16 protein-coding genes are annotated in these 16,632 nt (G+C 72.3%); 3 read left to right on the forward strand and 13 right to left on the reverse strand.

All coding sequences use genetic code 11. The features are described 5' to 3' along the window. Positions 1–14: 14 nt before the first annotated feature. The gene (locus AB0H93_RS26275) at positions 15–446 is read right to left on the reverse strand and encodes an NfeD family protein (protein WP_358575860.1); all 432 of its coding nucleotides are present in this window, start codon (positions 444–446) and stop codon (positions 15–17) included. Between the two features lie 86 nt (positions 447–532). Continuing rightward, complete coding sequence (locus tag AB0H93_RS26280; RefSeq protein ID WP_358575861.1) at positions 533–1,339, reverse strand: DUF3097 domain-containing protein; 807 nt, start codon at positions 1,337–1,339, stop codon at positions 533–535. Positions 1,340–1,479: 140 nt separating this feature from the next. Between AB0H93_RS26280 and AB0H93_RS26285 the strand changes: the two genes are divergently transcribed. Next, a complete protein-coding gene (locus tag AB0H93_RS26285; RefSeq protein WP_358575863.1) occupies positions 1,480–2,253 on the forward strand; it encodes a hypothetical protein in 774 nt (257 codons plus the stop codon). A 62-nt stretch (positions 2,254–2,315) separates the two neighbouring features. On the opposite strand, the gene AB0H93_RS26290 is transcribed toward AB0H93_RS26285, so the two are convergent. The 3 genes from AB0H93_RS26290 to fabG form a co-directional block, all read right to left on the reverse strand. After that, a complete protein-coding gene (locus AB0H93_RS26290) occupies positions 2,316–3,335 on the reverse strand; it encodes a ferrochelatase (RefSeq protein ID WP_358575865.1) in 1,020 nt (339 codons plus the stop codon). A gap of 67 nt (positions 3,336–3,402) precedes the next feature. Then, entirely contained in the window at positions 3,403–4,170 is a 768-nt protein-coding gene (fabI, locus tag AB0H93_RS26295; RefSeq protein ID WP_358575866.1) for an enoyl-ACP reductase FabI, read from the reverse strand. Positions 4,171–4,300: 130 nt separating this feature from the next. Further along, a complete protein-coding gene (gene fabG, locus AB0H93_RS26300) occupies positions 4,301–5,005 on the reverse strand; it encodes a 3-oxoacyl-ACP reductase FabG (RefSeq protein WP_132486125.1) in 705 nt (234 codons plus the stop codon). 281 nt (positions 5,006–5,286) lie between these two features. Between fabG and AB0H93_RS26305 the strand changes: the two genes are divergently transcribed. Together AB0H93_RS26305 and trxA are read left to right on the forward strand one after the other, a co-directional pair. Beyond that, positions 5,287–8,139, forward strand: a complete 2,853-nt coding sequence (locus tag AB0H93_RS26305) for an FAD-binding and (Fe-S)-binding domain-containing protein (RefSeq protein WP_358575867.1) — start codon at positions 5,287–5,289, stop codon at positions 8,137–8,139. A gap of 96 nt (positions 8,140–8,235) precedes the next feature. Continuing rightward, positions 8,236–8,589 (forward strand): thioredoxin, encoded by a 354-nt coding sequence (gene trxA, locus AB0H93_RS26310; RefSeq protein WP_132486129.1) that lies wholly within the window; start codon positions 8,236–8,238, stop codon positions 8,587–8,589. A 213-nt stretch (positions 8,590–8,802) separates the two neighbouring features. Here trxA and AB0H93_RS26315 read toward each other — a convergent pair whose 3' ends face one another. From AB0H93_RS26315 to AB0H93_RS26350, 8 genes are all read right to left on the reverse strand, one after another. Further along, positions 8,803–9,525, reverse strand: coding sequence for an MgtC/SapB family protein (locus tag AB0H93_RS26315; protein WP_358575869.1), 723 nt, complete (start codon positions 9,523–9,525; stop codon positions 8,803–8,805). A gap of 37 nt (positions 9,526–9,562) precedes the next feature. Continuing rightward, a complete protein-coding gene (locus AB0H93_RS26320; RefSeq protein ID WP_132486133.1) occupies positions 9,563–10,153 on the reverse strand; it encodes a methyltransferase domain-containing protein in 591 nt (196 codons plus the stop codon). 14 nt (positions 10,154–10,167) lie between these two features. Further along, positions 10,168–11,148: a VWA domain-containing protein gene (locus AB0H93_RS26325; RefSeq protein ID WP_358575961.1), complete on the reverse strand. Its 981-nt coding sequence runs from the start codon at positions 11,146–11,148 to the stop codon at positions 10,168–10,170. A gap of 2 nt (positions 11,149–11,150) precedes the next feature. After that, the gene (locus AB0H93_RS26330) at positions 11,151–12,104 is read right to left on the reverse strand and encodes a DUF58 domain-containing protein (protein WP_358575870.1); all 954 of its coding nucleotides are present in this window, start codon (positions 12,102–12,104) and stop codon (positions 11,151–11,153) included. A 14-nt stretch (positions 12,105–12,118) separates the two neighbouring features. Continuing rightward, a complete protein-coding gene (locus AB0H93_RS26335; RefSeq protein ID WP_358575963.1) occupies positions 12,119–13,186 on the reverse strand; it encodes a MoxR family ATPase in 1,068 nt (355 codons plus the stop codon). A gap of 272 nt (positions 13,187–13,458) precedes the next feature. Further along, positions 13,459–14,040: a molybdenum cofactor guanylyltransferase gene (locus AB0H93_RS26340; RefSeq protein WP_358575871.1), complete on the reverse strand. Its 582-nt coding sequence runs from the start codon at positions 14,038–14,040 to the stop codon at positions 13,459–13,461. Between the two features lie 165 nt (positions 14,041–14,205). Next, entirely contained in the window at positions 14,206–15,528 is a 1,323-nt protein-coding gene (locus AB0H93_RS26345) for an NlpC/P60 family protein (protein ID WP_358575873.1), read from the reverse strand. Positions 15,529–15,691: 163 nt separating this feature from the next. Continuing rightward, complete coding sequence (locus AB0H93_RS26350) at positions 15,692–16,519, reverse strand: Sir2 family NAD-dependent protein deacetylase (RefSeq protein ID WP_358575874.1); 828 nt, start codon at positions 16,517–16,519, stop codon at positions 15,692–15,694. Positions 16,520–16,632: the final 113 nt, after the last annotated feature.

A 16,632-nucleotide genomic window follows, 5' to 3' on the forward strand; every position in this document is an offset into this window, starting at 1 on the left:
GTACATCAATCTCCTCACGGCTCGGCCCACACGACGGCGGTCGCGCCCGCGATCTCCATCACGGTGACCGTCTGGCCCGCCTCGATAACCTGGGTTTCGTCGAACGCCCGCGCCGACCACAGCGCCCCCTCGATGCGCACCTGACCACCATGCGCGTCCACAGTGGATTCCACCAGCGCGTGCTTGCCGACCAGGGCGTCCACATTGGTCTTGAGCTCGTGCGGCAGTCGCAGCCGGCGCTTCAACGCGGGCCGCGCCACGAAGATCAACCCCAGTCCCAGCACCGCGAACACCACCGCGTCCACCGGCAGCGGCGCACCCAGCGCCGAAGCGCCGGCGGCACCCAGCGCCGCGGCGCCGAGCATCACCAGGACGAATTCCCCGGAAAGCACCTCGGCACCGATCAGCAGTACCCCGGCGATGAGCCAAAGCAGTGCGGGCGTCATGTCACCCATGGTGACAGACGCCGCGAGAGCGGAATGGACGAATCTCCTGACGTGATCAACGCGTGATGTCGTCGGCCACGCTCAGCTCAGCTCGGCTCGGTGACGAAGTCGATGAGCCGCTCGACCGCGCCGAGCAACGGCGTCTCGACGTCCCGGAAGCCCGACACCGACGACAGGACCCGCCGCCACCCGTCGGCCGGTTCGCCCCAGCCCAGCTCGGCGCAGACGCCCTGCTTCCAGTCCGTCCCGCGCGGCACCCGCGGCCAGCCGGGGATGCCCAGCACCTGGGGCTTGACCGCCTCCCAGATGTCGACGAACGGGTGGCCGGTGATCAGCACGTCCGGGTCGTCGATGCCCTCGACGAGGCGGGACTCCTTGCTGCCGGGCACCAGGTGGTCCACCAGCACGCCGACCCGCCGCCCCGGCTCGGGCGCGAACTCCGCCAGCAGCCCGGGCAGGTCGTCGACGCCGTGCAGCGGCTCCACGACCACGCCCTCCACCCGCAGGTCGTGCCCCCAGATCCGCTCGACGAGCTCGGCGTCGTGCCGCCCCTCCACCCAGATCCGGCTGCCGCGCGCGGTGCGCGCCCGCAGTCCTTCGACGCGCACCGAACCGGACGCCGACCGCTTCGGCTTCGCGGGCGCGCCGCCGCGCACCGGCACCAGCGTCGCCGGCTTCCCCTCGAACAGGAACGCGGCCGGCCGCATCGGGAACAGCCGCTGCTTGCCGTGCCGGTCCTCCAGCACGACGGTGTCCTTCTCCACCCGCAGCACCGCGCCGCAGAACCCGCTGGCCGGGTCCTCGACGACCAGGCCGGGTTCGGCGGGGATCTCGGGCACCTTCCGCCGCCGCGGGCCCGCGAGGATGTCCTTGCCGTAGTTGACCGAACGCACGGGACGTCACGTTAATCCGATCGGGGACAACGTGGTCGGCGGCGCGCCGCCGAAGCGCAGATCACAGTCGCGGCCCCCGGGACGACACGACCCGGATCCGGTCCGTACCCTCTCTCGACGTGCCTTGCCCAAGCGCCACGATGGTTGTCTGGACGTCCGCCTGGCTGCACGGTGCAGCCGCCTCGGACGACGTGCTCGATGCCCTGCAGACCTGGGCCGAGTCGCAAGAAGTGCTCGCCGCCGACGAGGAACTGGCCGCGCGGCTGGACCTCCCCGGCCCCCAGGAGACCCCGGCCGGTCCGGCGCTGCTGCTGGCCGCGCTGCGCAAAGCCGGCGCCGGCGACGGCCAGCTGGTGCTGCCGGTGCCCGGTGATGCCCGCGGTCTCGGCGGTGCGAGCCCGTTCGCGAAGCTGGCCATGCGCGGCGGCGAGGCCGTCGTGCTGCCGCAGGCCGGGATCGGCCTGGTCCCCCAGCGCATCGCAGAAGGAATCCTGCGCTGGACGGTGTTCGGCATCGGGGACCTGCCGCCGGCCGAGCACCTGCCGATCGGCGAGGCCGAGCACGGCATGGCCTCGGCGATGCGCGAAGCGGCCACCGCGCTGATCGACCTCGGCGTCGCCAAGCACCGGCCCGGAGTCCGCGAGGAGATCGCCCAGACCATCTCCGCCCGCCCGGTGCCGCCATGGCCCGAGGGCGTGCCGCAGCGCACCCTGCGCATCCTGCAGCGAGCCACCGAGGTGGAAGCGATCCTGTGGGTCGCCACCGACGACGCTCCCGGCGGCGCCCTGTCCGCCTCGGCGATCCGCGGCCGCACAGAGGCCCTGCGCCCGCTGTTCGACGCGGTCCGGGCGGCCCGCCGCGCGTCGGTCGCCGAAATGGTCCGCGTCCTCGGCGACCACGCGGAAAAGTCCTGAACAAGACGATGGGGGTCACCTTCGCCTGAAGGTGACCCCCATCGTTTCGCCAGGTCCGGGCGTCAGCAGCCCGGGGCGCAGGGTTCTCCGTTGGTGCTGGAGCCCGCCGCCGGCAGCTCGGAGAGCTTGCGGGGCTCGGCCCCGTCGGTGTGCTCCGCGATCAGCTCGACGATCAGCTTCGCGAAGCGCGGGTCCGGCCCCGCCGTCGCCGCGCGGGCGAAGCCCATGCCCAGCTCGGCGGTCTTCTCCGCGGCCTCGTTGTCCAGGTCCCAGATCACCTCGAGGTGGTCGGAGACGAAGCCGATCGGGCTGACCACGACCGCCTGGACGCCCTTGGCGTGCAGGTCGTCGAGGTGGTCGCAGATGTCCGGCTCCAGCCACGGCACCTGCGGCGGGCCCGACCGCGACTGCCACACCAGGTCGTAGGCGTCCACCCCGGCCGCCTCCGCGACCAGCCGCGACGCCTCCGCAACCTGGCGGGAGTACCACTGCGGGCGGCCGTCCGGCCCGTCCTGCGCGTCGGCCTTCAGCGGGATCGAGTGCGCGGTGAACACCAGCCGCGCCTGCTCGCGCTGCGCCGGGTCCAGCTTGGCGAACGCGCGGCGGACCGCGTCGGCGTTGGCCTCGATGAACAGCGGGTGGTCGAAGAACTGCCGGATCTTCACCAGTTCCGGCGCCCGGTCGCCGACCGCGGCGCGGGCCCGCGCGATGTCCTCGTGGTACTGCTTGCAACCCGAGTAACCGCCCCACGCGGACGTGGCGAACACCAGCGCACGGCGCACCCCGTCGTCGGCCATCTTCGCGACGGTGTCCTCGACCATCGGGTGCCAGTTCCGGTTCCCGAAGTACACCGGCAGCCGCCGGCCCTGCTCGGCGAGCTCGGCCTCCAGCGCGGACATGATGTCCTTGTTGAGCCGGTTGATCGGCGACACCCCGCCGAAGTGGTGGTAGTGCTCGGCGACCTCGTCGAGGCGTTCCGGCGGCACTCCCCTGCCTCTGGTCACGTTCTCCAGGAACGGCCGGACCTCATCCGGGCCTTCGGGCCCACCGAACGACAGGAACAGCAACGCATCAAAGCTCACCCGACCATGATGCCGCCGAACGGTGAGCGCCCGCAGCCGGGGGCACCGGCTGCGGGCCGCGACAGCCTCAGATGCCGAGGGCGTGCACGCCGCCGTCGACCATGATCATCGAGCCGGTGGTCGCGGGCAGCCAGTCCGACAGCACCGCGCAGACCGACTTGGCCACCGGCGTCGGGTCGTTGACGTCCCAACCCAGCGGCGCGCGGTCGCCCCAGCCGGCCTCCAGGTCGGCGAAGCCCGGGATCGACTTGGCTGCCATCGTCCGCACCGGACCGGCCGAGACCAGGTTGACGCGGACGCCCTTCGGCCCCAGCTCGCGCGCCAGGTAGCGGGAGGTCGACTCCAGCGCGGCCTTGGCCACGCCCATCCAGTCGTAGGCGGGCCAGGCGACGCGGGCGTCGAAGTCCATGCCGACGATCGAGGCGCCCTCGGACAGCAGCGGCAGCGTCGCGGTGCTCAGCGACTTGAACGAGTACGCTGAGACCTCCAGCGCCGTCGAGACGTCCGACCACGGCGCGGCCAGGAAGTCCCCGCCCAGGCAGGACGCCGGGGCGAAGCCGATGGAGTGCAGCACGCCGTCGAGCCCGTCGACGTGCTCGCGCACCCGGTCGGCGAGGCTGTCGAGGTGCTCGGCGTTGGTCACGTCCAGCTCCAGCACCGGCGCGGGCTTGGGCAGCCGGCCCGCGATGCGCTGCACCAGGCTCATCCGGCCGAATCCGGTGAGCACCACCTCGGCGCCCTGCTCCTGCGCGACCTTGGCCGCGTGGAACGCGATCGACGCGTCGGTGATCACACCGGTGACCAGAATCCGCTTGCCTTCGAGCAATCCGCTCACGTATTTCCTCCGCAATGCTTTCGTGAGGCGCCTGGGCACCTGCGACTACCGCCGGGCGCCGCCGCCGGGCGCGAGAAGACCGGATCGTCCACTGCGTCCGTCCACAGTGTTCGACCGTAGGGGGCCGGGCTCAGTGGCCCATCCCGAGGCCGCCGTCGACCGGGATCACCGCGCCGGTGATGTAGGCCGCGGCGTCGGAGGCCAGCCACTCCACGGTGCCCGCGACCTCCTCGGCGGCGGCGAACCGGGCCAGCGGGATCTGGCCGAAGATCTCCTTCTTCCGCTCCTCGGACAGCGCGTCGGTCATGTCCGTGGTGACGAAGCCGGGCGCCACCACGTTGGCCGTGATGCTGCGCGAACCGAGCTCGCGGGCGATCGAGCGGGCCAGGCCCACCAGGCCCGCCTTGCTCGCCGCGTAGTTGGCCTGCCCGGCCCCGCCGGAGAGCCCGACCACCGACGAGATGAAGATCATCCGGCCCCGGCGGAGGCGCAGCATGCTGCTCGCCGCCCGCTTGGCCACCCGGTAGGAACCGGCCAGGTTGGCGTCGATGACCCGGCCGAACTGGTCCTCGCTCATCCGCAGCAGCAGCGTGTCGTCGGTGATGCCCGCGTTGGCCACCAGCACCTCGACCCGGCCGTGCGCGGCCTCGACCTCGTCGAAGGCCGCGGTCACCTGATCCGGGTCGGTGACGTCGCACTGGACGCCGAACAGCCCCTCCGGGGCACCCGATCCGCGGTGCGTGACCGCGACCTTGTCCCCTGCGGCCTGGAAGGCCTTCGCGATGGCCAACCCGATGCCGCGGTTGCCGCCGGTCACCAGAACGGACCGTGCCACTGTGGATCTCCCCTCGAACAATGCCGCAAGATTCGTTTCAGTCGCGACATTATCCGCTCGTCACCCACGGCCGCTCATCGCCTCCATACAGAAAAAACTGCGCCATGTCGTGGTCCCCCTACAGCGACGAGAGCAGGCACACTGCGCTAGGGAAACGTCGAGGCCCCGGTGCGGGTGGCGGAACCTCGCGGGATTCGCGGTCACCGCCCGGACTCCGGGATCTCCGACTTGCGCACGACCGAACGAGGACCGGCCCGATCAGCAACCCGGGAGGCGCTTGCATGGCAACCTCAGCCGACGTCCTGGCCGCCGAACTGCGCGGCGAGCTCTCCGGCCCGGCCCGCTTCGACCCCGGCACCCGCGCGATGTACTCGACCGACGCCTCCAACTACCGCCAGGTGCCGGTCGGCGTCGTGTTCCCGCGCACCGAGGACGACGTGGCCGCGACGGTCGCCGTCGCCCGGCGGCACGGCGTGCCGGTCACCGGACGCGGCGCGGGCACCAGCATCGCCGGGAACGCCGTAGGCCCCGGCCTGGTGCTCGACTTCTCCCGGCACCTCAACCGGATCCTGGACGTCGACCCCGAGCGCCGGCTGGCCCGCGTACAGCCGGGCGTCGTGCTCGACTCGCTGCGCGCCGCCGTCGCCGGTCACGGCCTCACCTTCGGGCCGGATCCGTCCACGCACAGCCGCTGCACGCTCGGCGGCATGATCGGCAACAACGCCTGCGGCACGCACTCGGTGGCCTGGGGGAAGACCGTCGACAACGTGCATTCGCTGGACGTGCTGCTCGCCGACGGCACCCGCCTGCAGGTCGGCGAGACCACGCCGGCCGAGCTCGACCGGTTGTGCTCGCGCGGCGACCGGACCGGGCGGCTCTACCAGGAGCTCCGGGCGCTGCGCGACGACGCCGGCGACCTGGTCCGGCGCTCGTTCCCGGACCTCACCCGGCGGGTGTCCGGCTACAACCTGGACCAGCTGCTGCCTGAGAGCGGGTTCCACCTGGCCAGGGCGCTGGTCGGCACCGAGGGCAGTTGCGCCGTGGTGCTGGGCGCGACGGTCCAGCTGGTGCCCTCGCCGCCGGTCCGGGCGATGACGGTGCTCGGCTTCCCCGACACCTACGCCGCCGCCGACGAAGTTCCCCGGCTGCGCGGGCTGGACGCCCTGGCCATCGAGGGGCTCAGCGCGGAACTCGTCGACGTCGTGCGCCAGCGCAACCCGGCCTCCCCCGCGCTGCCGCTGCTGCCCGGCGGGCGCAGCTGGCTGCTGGTCGAATCCGGTGGCGACGATCAGGGCGAGGCCGAGGCGGCGGCGCGACGCATCGCGGCGGCGATGGGCGAGCGCGCGGAGAGCGTGATCCACACCGCTCCGGCGCGGATGGCGGCGCTGTGGAAGATCCGCGAGGAGGGCTCCGGGTACTCGACGCGGATGGCCGGCTCCGAGCGGTGGTCCGGCTGGGAGGACGCCGCGGTTCCGCCCGAGCGGCTGGGCTCCTACCTGCGGGAATTCGACGCGCTGCTGGCCTCCTACGGCCGCCGCGGGGTGACCTACGGCCACTACGGCGACGGCTGCATCCACGTCCGCATCGACTTCGACCTGCTGTCCTCGCCCGGCGCGACCGAGTACCGGGACTTCCTGGAGGCCGCCGCGGACCTGGTCGTCGCCCACGGCGGCTCGGTCTCCGGGGAGCACGGCGACGGCCGGGCCCGGTCGGCGCTGCTGGCCAGGATGTACCCGCCCGAGGTGATCAAGGCTTTCGAGCGGTTCAAGGGCGCCTTCGACCCGGACGACCTGCTCAACCCGGGCCAGATCGTGCGCCCGCGCCCGGTCGACGCCGACCTGCGGCTGCTGGTGGCCCCGCCCCGGCTGCCCGACCGGACCGAGCTGGCGCTGCACGCCGACTCCGGCGATCTCGCCGCCGCGACCCGCCGCTGCGTCGGGATGGGCAAATGCCTGAACACCACAGGTGGGGTGATGTGCCCCAGCTACCGCGTGACGAAGGAGGAGAAGCACTCCACCCGTGGTAGGGCGCACCTGCTGTTCGAGATGCTGGCCGGCCGCGTCGTCCGCCGCGGCTGGCGCTCGCCGGAGGTCCGGGACGCGCTGGACCTGTGCCTGTCGTGCAAGGGCTGCAAGTCTGACTGCCCGGTCGATGTCGACATGGCTACCTACAAGGCCGAGTTCCTGCACCACCACTACCGGCGCCGCATCCGCCCGGCCGCGCACTACTCGATGGGTTTCCTGCCGTTGTGGCTGGCCGCCGGGCACCGCGCGCCCCGGCTGGCCAACCGGGTGCTGACCGGCCCGCTGGCGCCCGCGATCAAACGGCTCGGCGGGATCGACGCGCGGCGCGAGGTGCCGCAGCTGGCCGCGCGGACACTACAGGCGTGGTGGTCCGGTCGGCGCACGATCGCCGATCCCACCACTCGCGTAGTGCTGTTCCCGGACACCTTCACCAACCACTTCGACCCGCACATCGGCCGCGACGCCGTCGCGGCGCTCGAAGCGCTCGGACACGCCGTGGAAATGCCGCGCGAACCGGTCTGCTGTGGACTCACCTGGCATTCGACCGGGCAGCTTCGCATCGCCCGCGCCGTGACCCGCCGCACCGCACGCCTGCTCCGCCCGCAGCTGGACCGCGGCCTGCCGGTGGTCGGCCTCGAACCCAGCTGCACGGCGTTCCTGCGCAACGATGCGCTCGAACTCGCGCCGCACGACCCAGACGTCGCCGCGCTGGCCGCCGCGACCACGACCTTCGCCGAGCAGGTCGAGCCGACCCGCGCGCGGTGGCAGCGGGAGACCGGGCCGGAGGCGCTGGTGCAGGTCCACTGCCACCAGCACGCCGAACTCGGCTTCGCCGCCGATCAGGCCGCATTGGACGCCACGGGAACCCGCGCGCGAGTGCTGGACTCCGGCTGCTGCGGCCTGGCGGGCAACTTCGGCTTCGAACGCGGCCACTACGACGTGTCGATCGCCTGCGCCGAACAGGTCCTGCTCCCGGCCGTGCGAGCGGCCGGCTCCGGCACCGAGATCGTGGCCGACGGCTTCAGCTGCCGGACCCAGCTCCGCCAGACCACCGACGCCGAACCAGTCCACCTCGCCAGCCTCGTCGCCCGCGCCCTCGGCGTTCCGTGACCGGGGGTGGCGGATGCGACACACTCTCCGGGGAATGCACAGGCGGCCAAGCCGCGTTGCCCCGGTACGCCCGCAACCGCCCAGGAGGGAAAGCACATGGCAACGGTCGAGCTGACCACCGAGAACTTCGACGAGGTCGTCTCCGGCAACGAGTTCGTGATCATCGACTTCTGGGCCGACTGGTGCGGCCCGTGCAAGATGTTCGCGCCGGTCTTCGAGCGCAGCGCCGAGAAGCACGACGACATCGTCTTCGCCAAGGTGGACACCGAAGCCCAGCCGCAACTCGCCGGGGCCTTCGAAGTCCGCTCCATCCCGACGCTGGCGATCGTCCGCGACAACGTCCTGGTCTTCCAGCAGCCCGGCGCCCTGCCGGAGAACGTCTTCGAAGACCTCATCCGCCAGGCCCGCGAACTCGACATGGAAGAAGTCCGCAACAGCGCGAAGGAATGACCAGCATTCGTTGGGCTCGTCTTGCGTAGCGGTGCGGGTAGCGGCACCTCAGGGGCCTTCCCGCTGTGGGATCCCCGACTCATGAATGACCAATTCACCACGTCGAGGCTGTCCTCGCTGGGAGAACCCCGGAGGGGTGGGCACCGTGAACCCACGGCGGTGCAAGTTGCGAGGGTGGGCCAAGCGGCTGCGCCGCTTCAAAGACGCAAGTCGCTAGAAGCCTGGTTCGAAGGACTCCCCGACCGCGGTGTGCAGCACGCCCGGCAGCGCGCTGATCTCCTCGACCAGCGCGGCTGCCGGCACCTTCCCGCGCAGCCGCAGCGCGACCATCACCGTCCGCTGCCGCTCGTCGTCGGTGTCCTCGCGCTCGACCTCCAGGTCCATCACCGTCCACCCGCGGCTGGTGCACAGCGTCAGCACGCTCCGCAGCACGCCGTACCCGTCGAGGTAGCCGACGCGCAGCACCTGCGGCTCCCGCAACGACTTGCGCATCAACCGCAACAGCCGCGGATAGCCCAGCGCCACGAGGAAGTGCACCGCCGTCGCCGCCGCTGCCAGCAGCACCAGGCCGCTGCCGCAGGCCATGCCGATCGCGGCGACCAGCCACACCGTGGCCGCGGTCGTCAGGCCGCGCACCGCGTCCCGGCGCACGAAGATCAACCCGCCGCCGATGAACCCGATGCCCGAGACCACCTGCGCCGCCACCCGCGACGGGTCGAACGAGACCCTGTCGAAGGCCAGCAGGTCACCGAAGCCGTACTTGGACACCAGCACGAACAGCGCCGCTCCGACGCCGACCAGGGCGTGCGTGCGCAGCCCGGCGCTCTTGGCCCGGACCTCCCGCTCCAGCCCGACCAGGCTGGACAGCAGCAGCGCAGTGCCCAGCTCGACGAGCAGCGGAACCTCGCCGAACCCGGCTACTACCGCATCAGACACCCTTGGAACGTAACGCACCGCCGCCGCGCGGTCACGATCAGCTCGACCGCCGCGGCCGCCGGGCCAGGTAGGCCACCGCGGGCGGCAGGTTGCGCCAGACCGTCCGGCTGATCACCGTCTCCTCGAACTCGGCCCGCAGGTCCGCGAGCTGCCGGCGAGCCGGCGGGGCCCACCGCGTCCAGGTGTAGGCGAACTGCGTGTACGCGCCGCCGGGCGCCAGCGACTCGGCGACCAGCCGGATCAGCGGCACCCCGGCCACCGGCGCGTGCGCCACCCACGGCAGCCCGCTGACCACGACGTCGGCCCGCAAACCCCGCTCCCGCAGCAACTCCGGCAGCTCCCGGGCGTTCGCGCACACCGACTCCACCGCCGGGAACCGCTCCCCCAGCTCCGCCGCCCACCTCGGGTTGAGCTCCAGCGCCAGGTGCCGCCCGCGGCCGCCCAGGCGGCGCTGGATCGCCTCGGTGAACGCGCCGGTCCCCGGCCCGAGCTCGACGACCACCGGGTCGCCCGAGTGCGGGACCGGCGCGACCATCTGCTCGGCCAACGACCGGGAACTGGGACCGACCGCAGCGGTCGTGGTCGGCGATTTGACGAACTCCCACAGAAAACCCGCTGCCTGGCCCACCGGCGCTCCCGTCGCTAAGGCAACCTCCGGCCGGCGAACATCGACACCCCGGCCGCGATGATCGCGGTGAGCGTACCCAGCACCAACCACGGCTTGCTGGCATCTGTGTGCTTGGTCTCGTAGCCGATCTGCTCGCCGAGCGTCGCGTACACCTCGCGCAGCTGCTCCGCGCTGGCGGCCTTGTGGAACTCGCCGCCGGAGAGCCGGGCGATCTCCTGCATCGCGTCATCGTCGACCTCGACCCACTCCTGCTCGCCCTGGATCTCGATGCTGCCGTGCTTGGTGCCGAACGAGATCGTGGAGATCGGGATGCCGGCCTGCTTGGCCTCCTTGGCCTTCGTGTAGGCGCCGCGCGGTGCGTCCAGGTCGCGCGGGATCGTCTGCCCGCCGTCGGCCATCAGCACGATCCGCGCCGGCGGCGCCCCGGCCGGGCCGCCGACCATCTTGCCGAACGAGTCGATCGCCTGCATCGAGGCGTTGATCCCGTCGCCGGTGGCCGTCGCCTCCGCCAGCTTCAGGCTGTCGATGGCCTGCTTGACGCCGGCCCGGTCGGTCGTCGGCATCACCAGCACCGTCGCGGTGCCCGCGAAGGACACCAGCCCGAGGTTGATGCCCGGCGTCAGCTTGTCGGCGAACTCCTTCGCCGCGACCTTCGCGGCCTCCAGCCTGCTGGGCTCGACGTCGGTGGCCTTCATCGACAGGGACACGTCGATGGTGAGCATCACCGTGGCCCGGTTGCGCGGGATCCGCTGCTCGGCGGTCGGGCCGGTCAGCGCCACCGTCAGCATGATCAGCGCCACTCCCAGCAGCGCCGGCGGCACGTGCTTCCACCAGCCCTGCCGCTTCGAGGCGACCTGGTCGAGCACCTCCAGGTTGCTGAACCGCAGCGTGTCCCGGCGGCGGCGCCGCAGGGCCCACACGTAGCCGACGACCAGTGCCGTGACCACCAACAACAGCAGGAACCACCACGGCGTGGCGAATCCCGACAAACTCAACATCAAGCAGCTCCTCCGGACCAACCCCGCTTGCGCGCAACGACGAACCGCACCACGTCGGCGATCCAGTCCGAATCCGTGCGCAGCGCCAGGTGCGCGCACCCGGCGCGCCGCAGCACGGCGGCGACCTCATCGCGGTGCGCCGCCGCCGCGGCGGCGAATTCCTTGCGCAGCACCGGGGTGGTGTGCACTTCCCGCCGCTTCCCCGTTTCCGGGTCCGACAGCAGCACGGTGCCGACATCGGGCAGTTCCAGATCGCGCGGGTCCAGCACCTCGATCGCCAGCAGCGAATGGCGAGCCCCCAGGCCGCGCAGCGCGCGCTGCCAATCCGTCGGGCCCAGGAAGTCCGAGATCACCACCGCGAGCCCACGTCGCCGAGGCGGCCGGCGCAACGACTCCAGCAGCTTCGCGAGATCACCACGGGTGCCTTCCGCCGCGCGCGGCGTCTCGGCCACCTTCTTCAGCAACGCCCGCGCGTACGCCGCGCCACCGCGCGCGGGCAACCGGACCTGCCCGGTGCCGTTGTCCACCACCGCACCGATCCGGTTGCCGCCGCCGCTGGTCAGGAACATGACCGCGGCCAGCGCCGCGACGGCCAGTTCCCGCTTGTCGCTGGCCGCCGAGCCGAAGTCCAGGCTCGGCGAGAGGTCCATCGCCACCCAGGTCTCCAGCTCGCGGTCGGCCACCGTCTGCCGGATGTGCGGTTCGGCGGTGCGGGCGGTGACCGCCCAGTCCATCCGCCGCACGTCGTCGCCGGGCTGGTAGACCCGGGCCTCGCCGGGCTCGGACCCCGGGCCCGGCACCAGGCCCAGGTGATTGCCCTGCAACAGGCCGTCGAGGCGGCCGCGCACGCTCAGCTCCAGCGTCCGCAGCGCGACCTCCAGCTGGCCCGTGTCCAGGGCCGGCGGCGCCCACGGCGGGCGGCCGTCGCGGCCGGAATGGGATGTCGCCGACACCGCTGCGTCGCTCCTCACTGGTGCGGGTTCGGCCCGAGGTGCGGCTGCTGCTGCGCGTAGCCGACCGGGCCGGCCGGGCCCACCGGAGCGGGCGGGCCTGCCTGCGGCCGTGCCGACACCTGCGGCAGCGGCACGGTCTGCAGGACCCGGCTGACGATGTGCTCGACCGGGATCCCGTCGGCCAGCGCGTCGTAGGACAGCACCAGGCGGTGCCGCAGCACGTCCGGCACCACGTCCACCACGTCCTGCGGCAGCACGTAGTCCCGGCCGCGGACCAGGGCCAGCGCCCGCGAGGCGGCGATGATGCCGAGGCTGGCGCGCGGCGAGGCGCCGTAGGACACCCAGCCGGCGATGTCGGAGAGGCCGTGCTCGTTGGGCAACCGGGTGGTCACGACCAGCCGCACGACGTAGTCGACCAGCGCGTGGTGCACGAACACGCCGGCGGCCACGTTCTGCAGGCGGATCAGCTCGTCGGGGTTGAGCACCGGGTTGGGTTCCGGCGCCGCCACGCCCATCCGGTAGATGATCTCCCGCTCCTCCTCCGCCGAGGGGTACTCGACGGGCAGCTTGAACAGGAAGCGGTCCCGCTGCGCCTCCGGCAGCGGGTAGACGCCCTCGTTCTCGATCGGGTTCTGGGTGGCCAGCACGAGGAACGGGGCGGGCATCGGGAAGCTCTGGCCGCCGATGGAGACGTGCCGCTCGGCCATGACCTCCAGCAGCGCCGACTGGACCTTCGCCGGCGCGCGGTTGATCTCGTCGGCGAGCACGAAGTTCGCCAGCACCGGGCCGAGCTCGACGTCGAAGCGCTCGCTGCCCTGCCGGTAGATCCGGGTGCCGAGGATGTCGGCGGGCACCAGGTCCGGGGTGAACTGCAGGCGGGAGAACGAGCCGCCCACGACCCGCGCGAAGGTCTCCACGGCGAGCGTCTTGGCGACGCCGGGCACGCCTTCGAGCAGGATGTGGCCCTTGGCCAGCAGCCCGGTCAGCACCCGCTCCACGAGCCGGTCCTGGCCGACGATCACCCGCTTGACCTCGAAGACGGTGCGCTCCAGCAGCTGCGCGTCCCGCGCCGGGGTGCTCACCTGGTCCGCCGGGCGCGCCGCCGCGGCTCCGGCGCCCCCGCTCTCACCGTTGCCGGCCTCGGTCACTTCTCCCAGCCTCCTGTCGTCGATTCGGCCATTCGTGGCCGATCAAGATCCTGACACGCGCCGATCGCAGGCTCGCGCGGGGGCAATGCCCCACGCACACCCAACCGCACGTGCGGTGTGACCGCTGTTAAGCGATTCATTTCACTCTTCGCTGAAGTTATAGATACTACGAGCATGAAAGCGGCGGCCTTCCCGGGACGAGCCGCTCACTCGGTTCTTCGGGTTTCGCGGGCCCGGCGGAGGTCCTCGGGGGTATCCACATCGGACGCTTCCGCCCCGGATGCGGGAATCAGCAGCGGCGCCAACGGCGCGAAGGCGGAGCGGATCGAGCCGTTGCGCGCCTCCCCCGGCATCGCCTCCCGGAGCGCGGCGGTCCGCCACACCCCCACCAGCCACTGCGGTTCGCCCGCGTCGTCGGCCAGCACCGCGCCGGGAGCTCCGGGATCGGCGAGGAGCGCCTCCAGCAGGCGCGAGATCGTCGCCGGCTCCAGGTGCGGATGATCTCCGGCGAGCACGGCGACCAGCCGCGCCGACGCAGGCAACCTCCGCAACCCGGCGTGCACGCCGGCCAGCGGGCCGCCGCCCGGCGGCTCCTCCAGGGTCCACTCGACCGCCCTGGCCGTCTCCCGCTGCGGCCCGACCACGATCACCGGATCCGCCGCCGCCACGGCGTCGAGGGTGCGGTCCAGCAACGACCGGCCGCCGACCGGCAGCAAGACCTTGTCCACGCCGCCGAGCCGACGCGCCCGACCGCCCGCCAGCACGAGTGCCGCGAATTCCACCGCCACGCCGCGCAATGCTCCCAGCCGCCCGGAACCCGCGGCCAACCGGACCGCGAATGGGTTCCGCTCCCGGCCTTCACGAGCAGCCGGCCGCGCCACGCAAGACCATCACTTGGCCTTGCTGTGCACGACCTTCCGGAGACCGGTAGGCCCGAGCTGGGACTCCGGGCCTCAGAGCATGCGGACCGCGTACGGGGCGATGCCGCCGTAGCGGACGGCGGTGACCCGGACCCGCGAGCCCGAGTACGGCGCCTCCACCATCTTTCCGCCGCCGAGGTAGAGCGCCACGTGGTGGATCCGGCCGCTGTCCTGCCAGAACAGCATGTCGCCGCGCCGCATCTGCGACACCGGCACCCGGCGGCCGGACTGGTACTGGTAGCCGCTGTAGTGGTCGAGGCCGACGCCGGCCCCGGCGAAGGCGTAGATCATCAGGCCCGAGCAGTCGAACCCGACCTTGGCGTAGTCGCCGTAGGAGTCCGCGACTCCGCCGTCCCGGATGCCCCGCGACGGGCCGCGCGAAGTCCCGCCGCCCCACGCGTACTGCACGCCCAGCTGGGACAGCGCCCGCCCGACGACCACCTCGACCGACCGCCCGCTGGGCCGCGGCCCCGCACCCGCCGATGGAGCGGTGACCGTGCTGTTCGACGCGGCCTGCGCGGCCGCAGCGGCCTCCTCCTCGCGCTGCTTCGCAGCTTGCCAGCTCTCGTACCGGCCGCGCTGCGCTTCCAGGCCCGCCACGTGCGAACGCGCCTCGGCGAGCTGCGCTTCCACGCCGGCCTTGTCTGCCTCCAGCCGACGCGCTTGCTCCGCCTGCGTCTCCTGCGCCGTGATGGCCGCCTGCTCCGCGGCCTCCGCGGCGCTGCGCGCCTGATCGGCGGCGAGGCGCTTCGCCTCCGCGTCCTGCAGCGCCGCCCGGGTCAGCGAGTCCTTGTTGACCTTCTCGATCCGCGCCCGCTCCAGGTCGTCCATGACGTCGAGCTGGGACTCGCTGATCGCGTCCAGGAAGACCGCCCGGTCGAGCACGTCCTGCGGGGTCTTCGAGCCGATGAAGGCCGTGGCCGAGCCGATCGTGCTGCCCTGCCGGTAGCTGCTGGCCGCGAACTGGTCGAGCCGCTTGCGCTGCTCCTCGATCTGCCTGGCCGCGGAGTCGGCCTCGGCTCCGGCCGCCTCGGCGGCGCGGCGGGCATCGTCGTAGGCGCGTTCGGCGCGGCTGAGGTCGACCCGCGCCTTGTTCGCGTCCTCCATCTTGAGCTCGACCTGGGACTGCAGGCCGATCAGCTGCGACTCCGCATCGGCGAGCCGGTTTGCCAGCTCCCCCACCTGGCTCGCCGTGCTCTGCGCCGTCTCGCGGCCCGCGCTTATCTCGGCGTCGCTGGGGTTGGGCGGCGGGGGTGGCACCGCGAGGGCACTGCCGGACGCCGCCAGGCCGACTGCCGTCAGCAGCGTGATCGTGGCAATGCTCCGCGCGCGGAGCACTCCTCGGGTTCGCGACACGACCGTCACCTCCAGCTGATGCGCCCGATCGGCGGTCGATCAATGGGCCGAATGGAGTCACACGACAGCCAGGAACTTTGCCACTCGTGTCCCGATTGCACCACTCGACACGATCACGACTCGTGCAACATCAGCCACACGTGTCACATCGATGGAGGGACGTTCACCCCCAGGTGCTGGGGTCACCCCAGGTGCGCAGGGGGTTCGGCGAGTCGATCAGCGGCGCCGCGACCAGCTCCGGCAGCACCTCGACCAGCGGCTCGCGCAGCACCGCCGACGCCACGTCGTCGTACGGGGTCGGCTCGGCGTTGCAGATGACCAGCGCCGCGCCCGCCTTCACGGCCAGCTCCACGAAGCCCGCCGCCGGGTACACCGTCAGCGAGGTGCCGGCCGCGACGAACAGGTCGCAGTTCAGCGTCGCGCGTTGGGCGTCGCGCAGGACGTCGGGGTCCAGGGACTGTCCGAAGGAGACGGTCGCCGACTTGAGGATGCCACCGCAGGAACGGCAGGGCGGGTCCGGCTCGCCGGCCGCCACCCGTTCCAGCGCGGCGCTCATCGGGCCCGTCGCCCCGCAGTCCAGGCACACCGTCCGGTAGATCGTGCCGTGCAGCTCCAGGACCCGGTCGCGGTCCAGGCCGGCGCGCTGGTGCAGCTCGTCGATGTTCTGCGTCAGCAGCGCGCCCAGCCGCCCGGAGCGGTCGAGGTCGACGAACGCGCGGTGGGCGGCGTTGGGCTCGGCACGCCAGGCCGAGTGCTCGGCGCGGTTGCGCCACGCCTCCTCGCGGACCTGCGGATCGGCGATGTAGCTGTCGATGTCGGTGAGCCGCTGGGCGGCCGGGTTCTTGGTCCACACGCCGTTGGGGCCGCGGAAGTCCGGAATCCCGGAGGCCGTCGACACCCCGGCGCCGGTGAGGGCGGTGATCCGGCGCGCGCGGCCGAACAGTTCGCGGGCGCGCTGCCAGTCCGCGCCGTCGGCCGTGCCTCGCTGCATCACGACTCCACGGTGCCATGGACCGACCCGCCGAGGCGTGCGCGGGGGCCGTTCCGCTGCTCACACCGCCCGGACCTGCGCTTGTGAAGGCCGGTTTGCACCGTGGTAACGAT

Origin of the sequence: Saccharopolyspora sp. NPDC050642 (assembly GCF_040654735.1) — a bacterium.
GTDB classification, from domain to species: Bacteria; Actinomycetota; Actinomycetes; order Mycobacteriales; family Pseudonocardiaceae; genus Saccharopolyspora; species Saccharopolyspora elongata.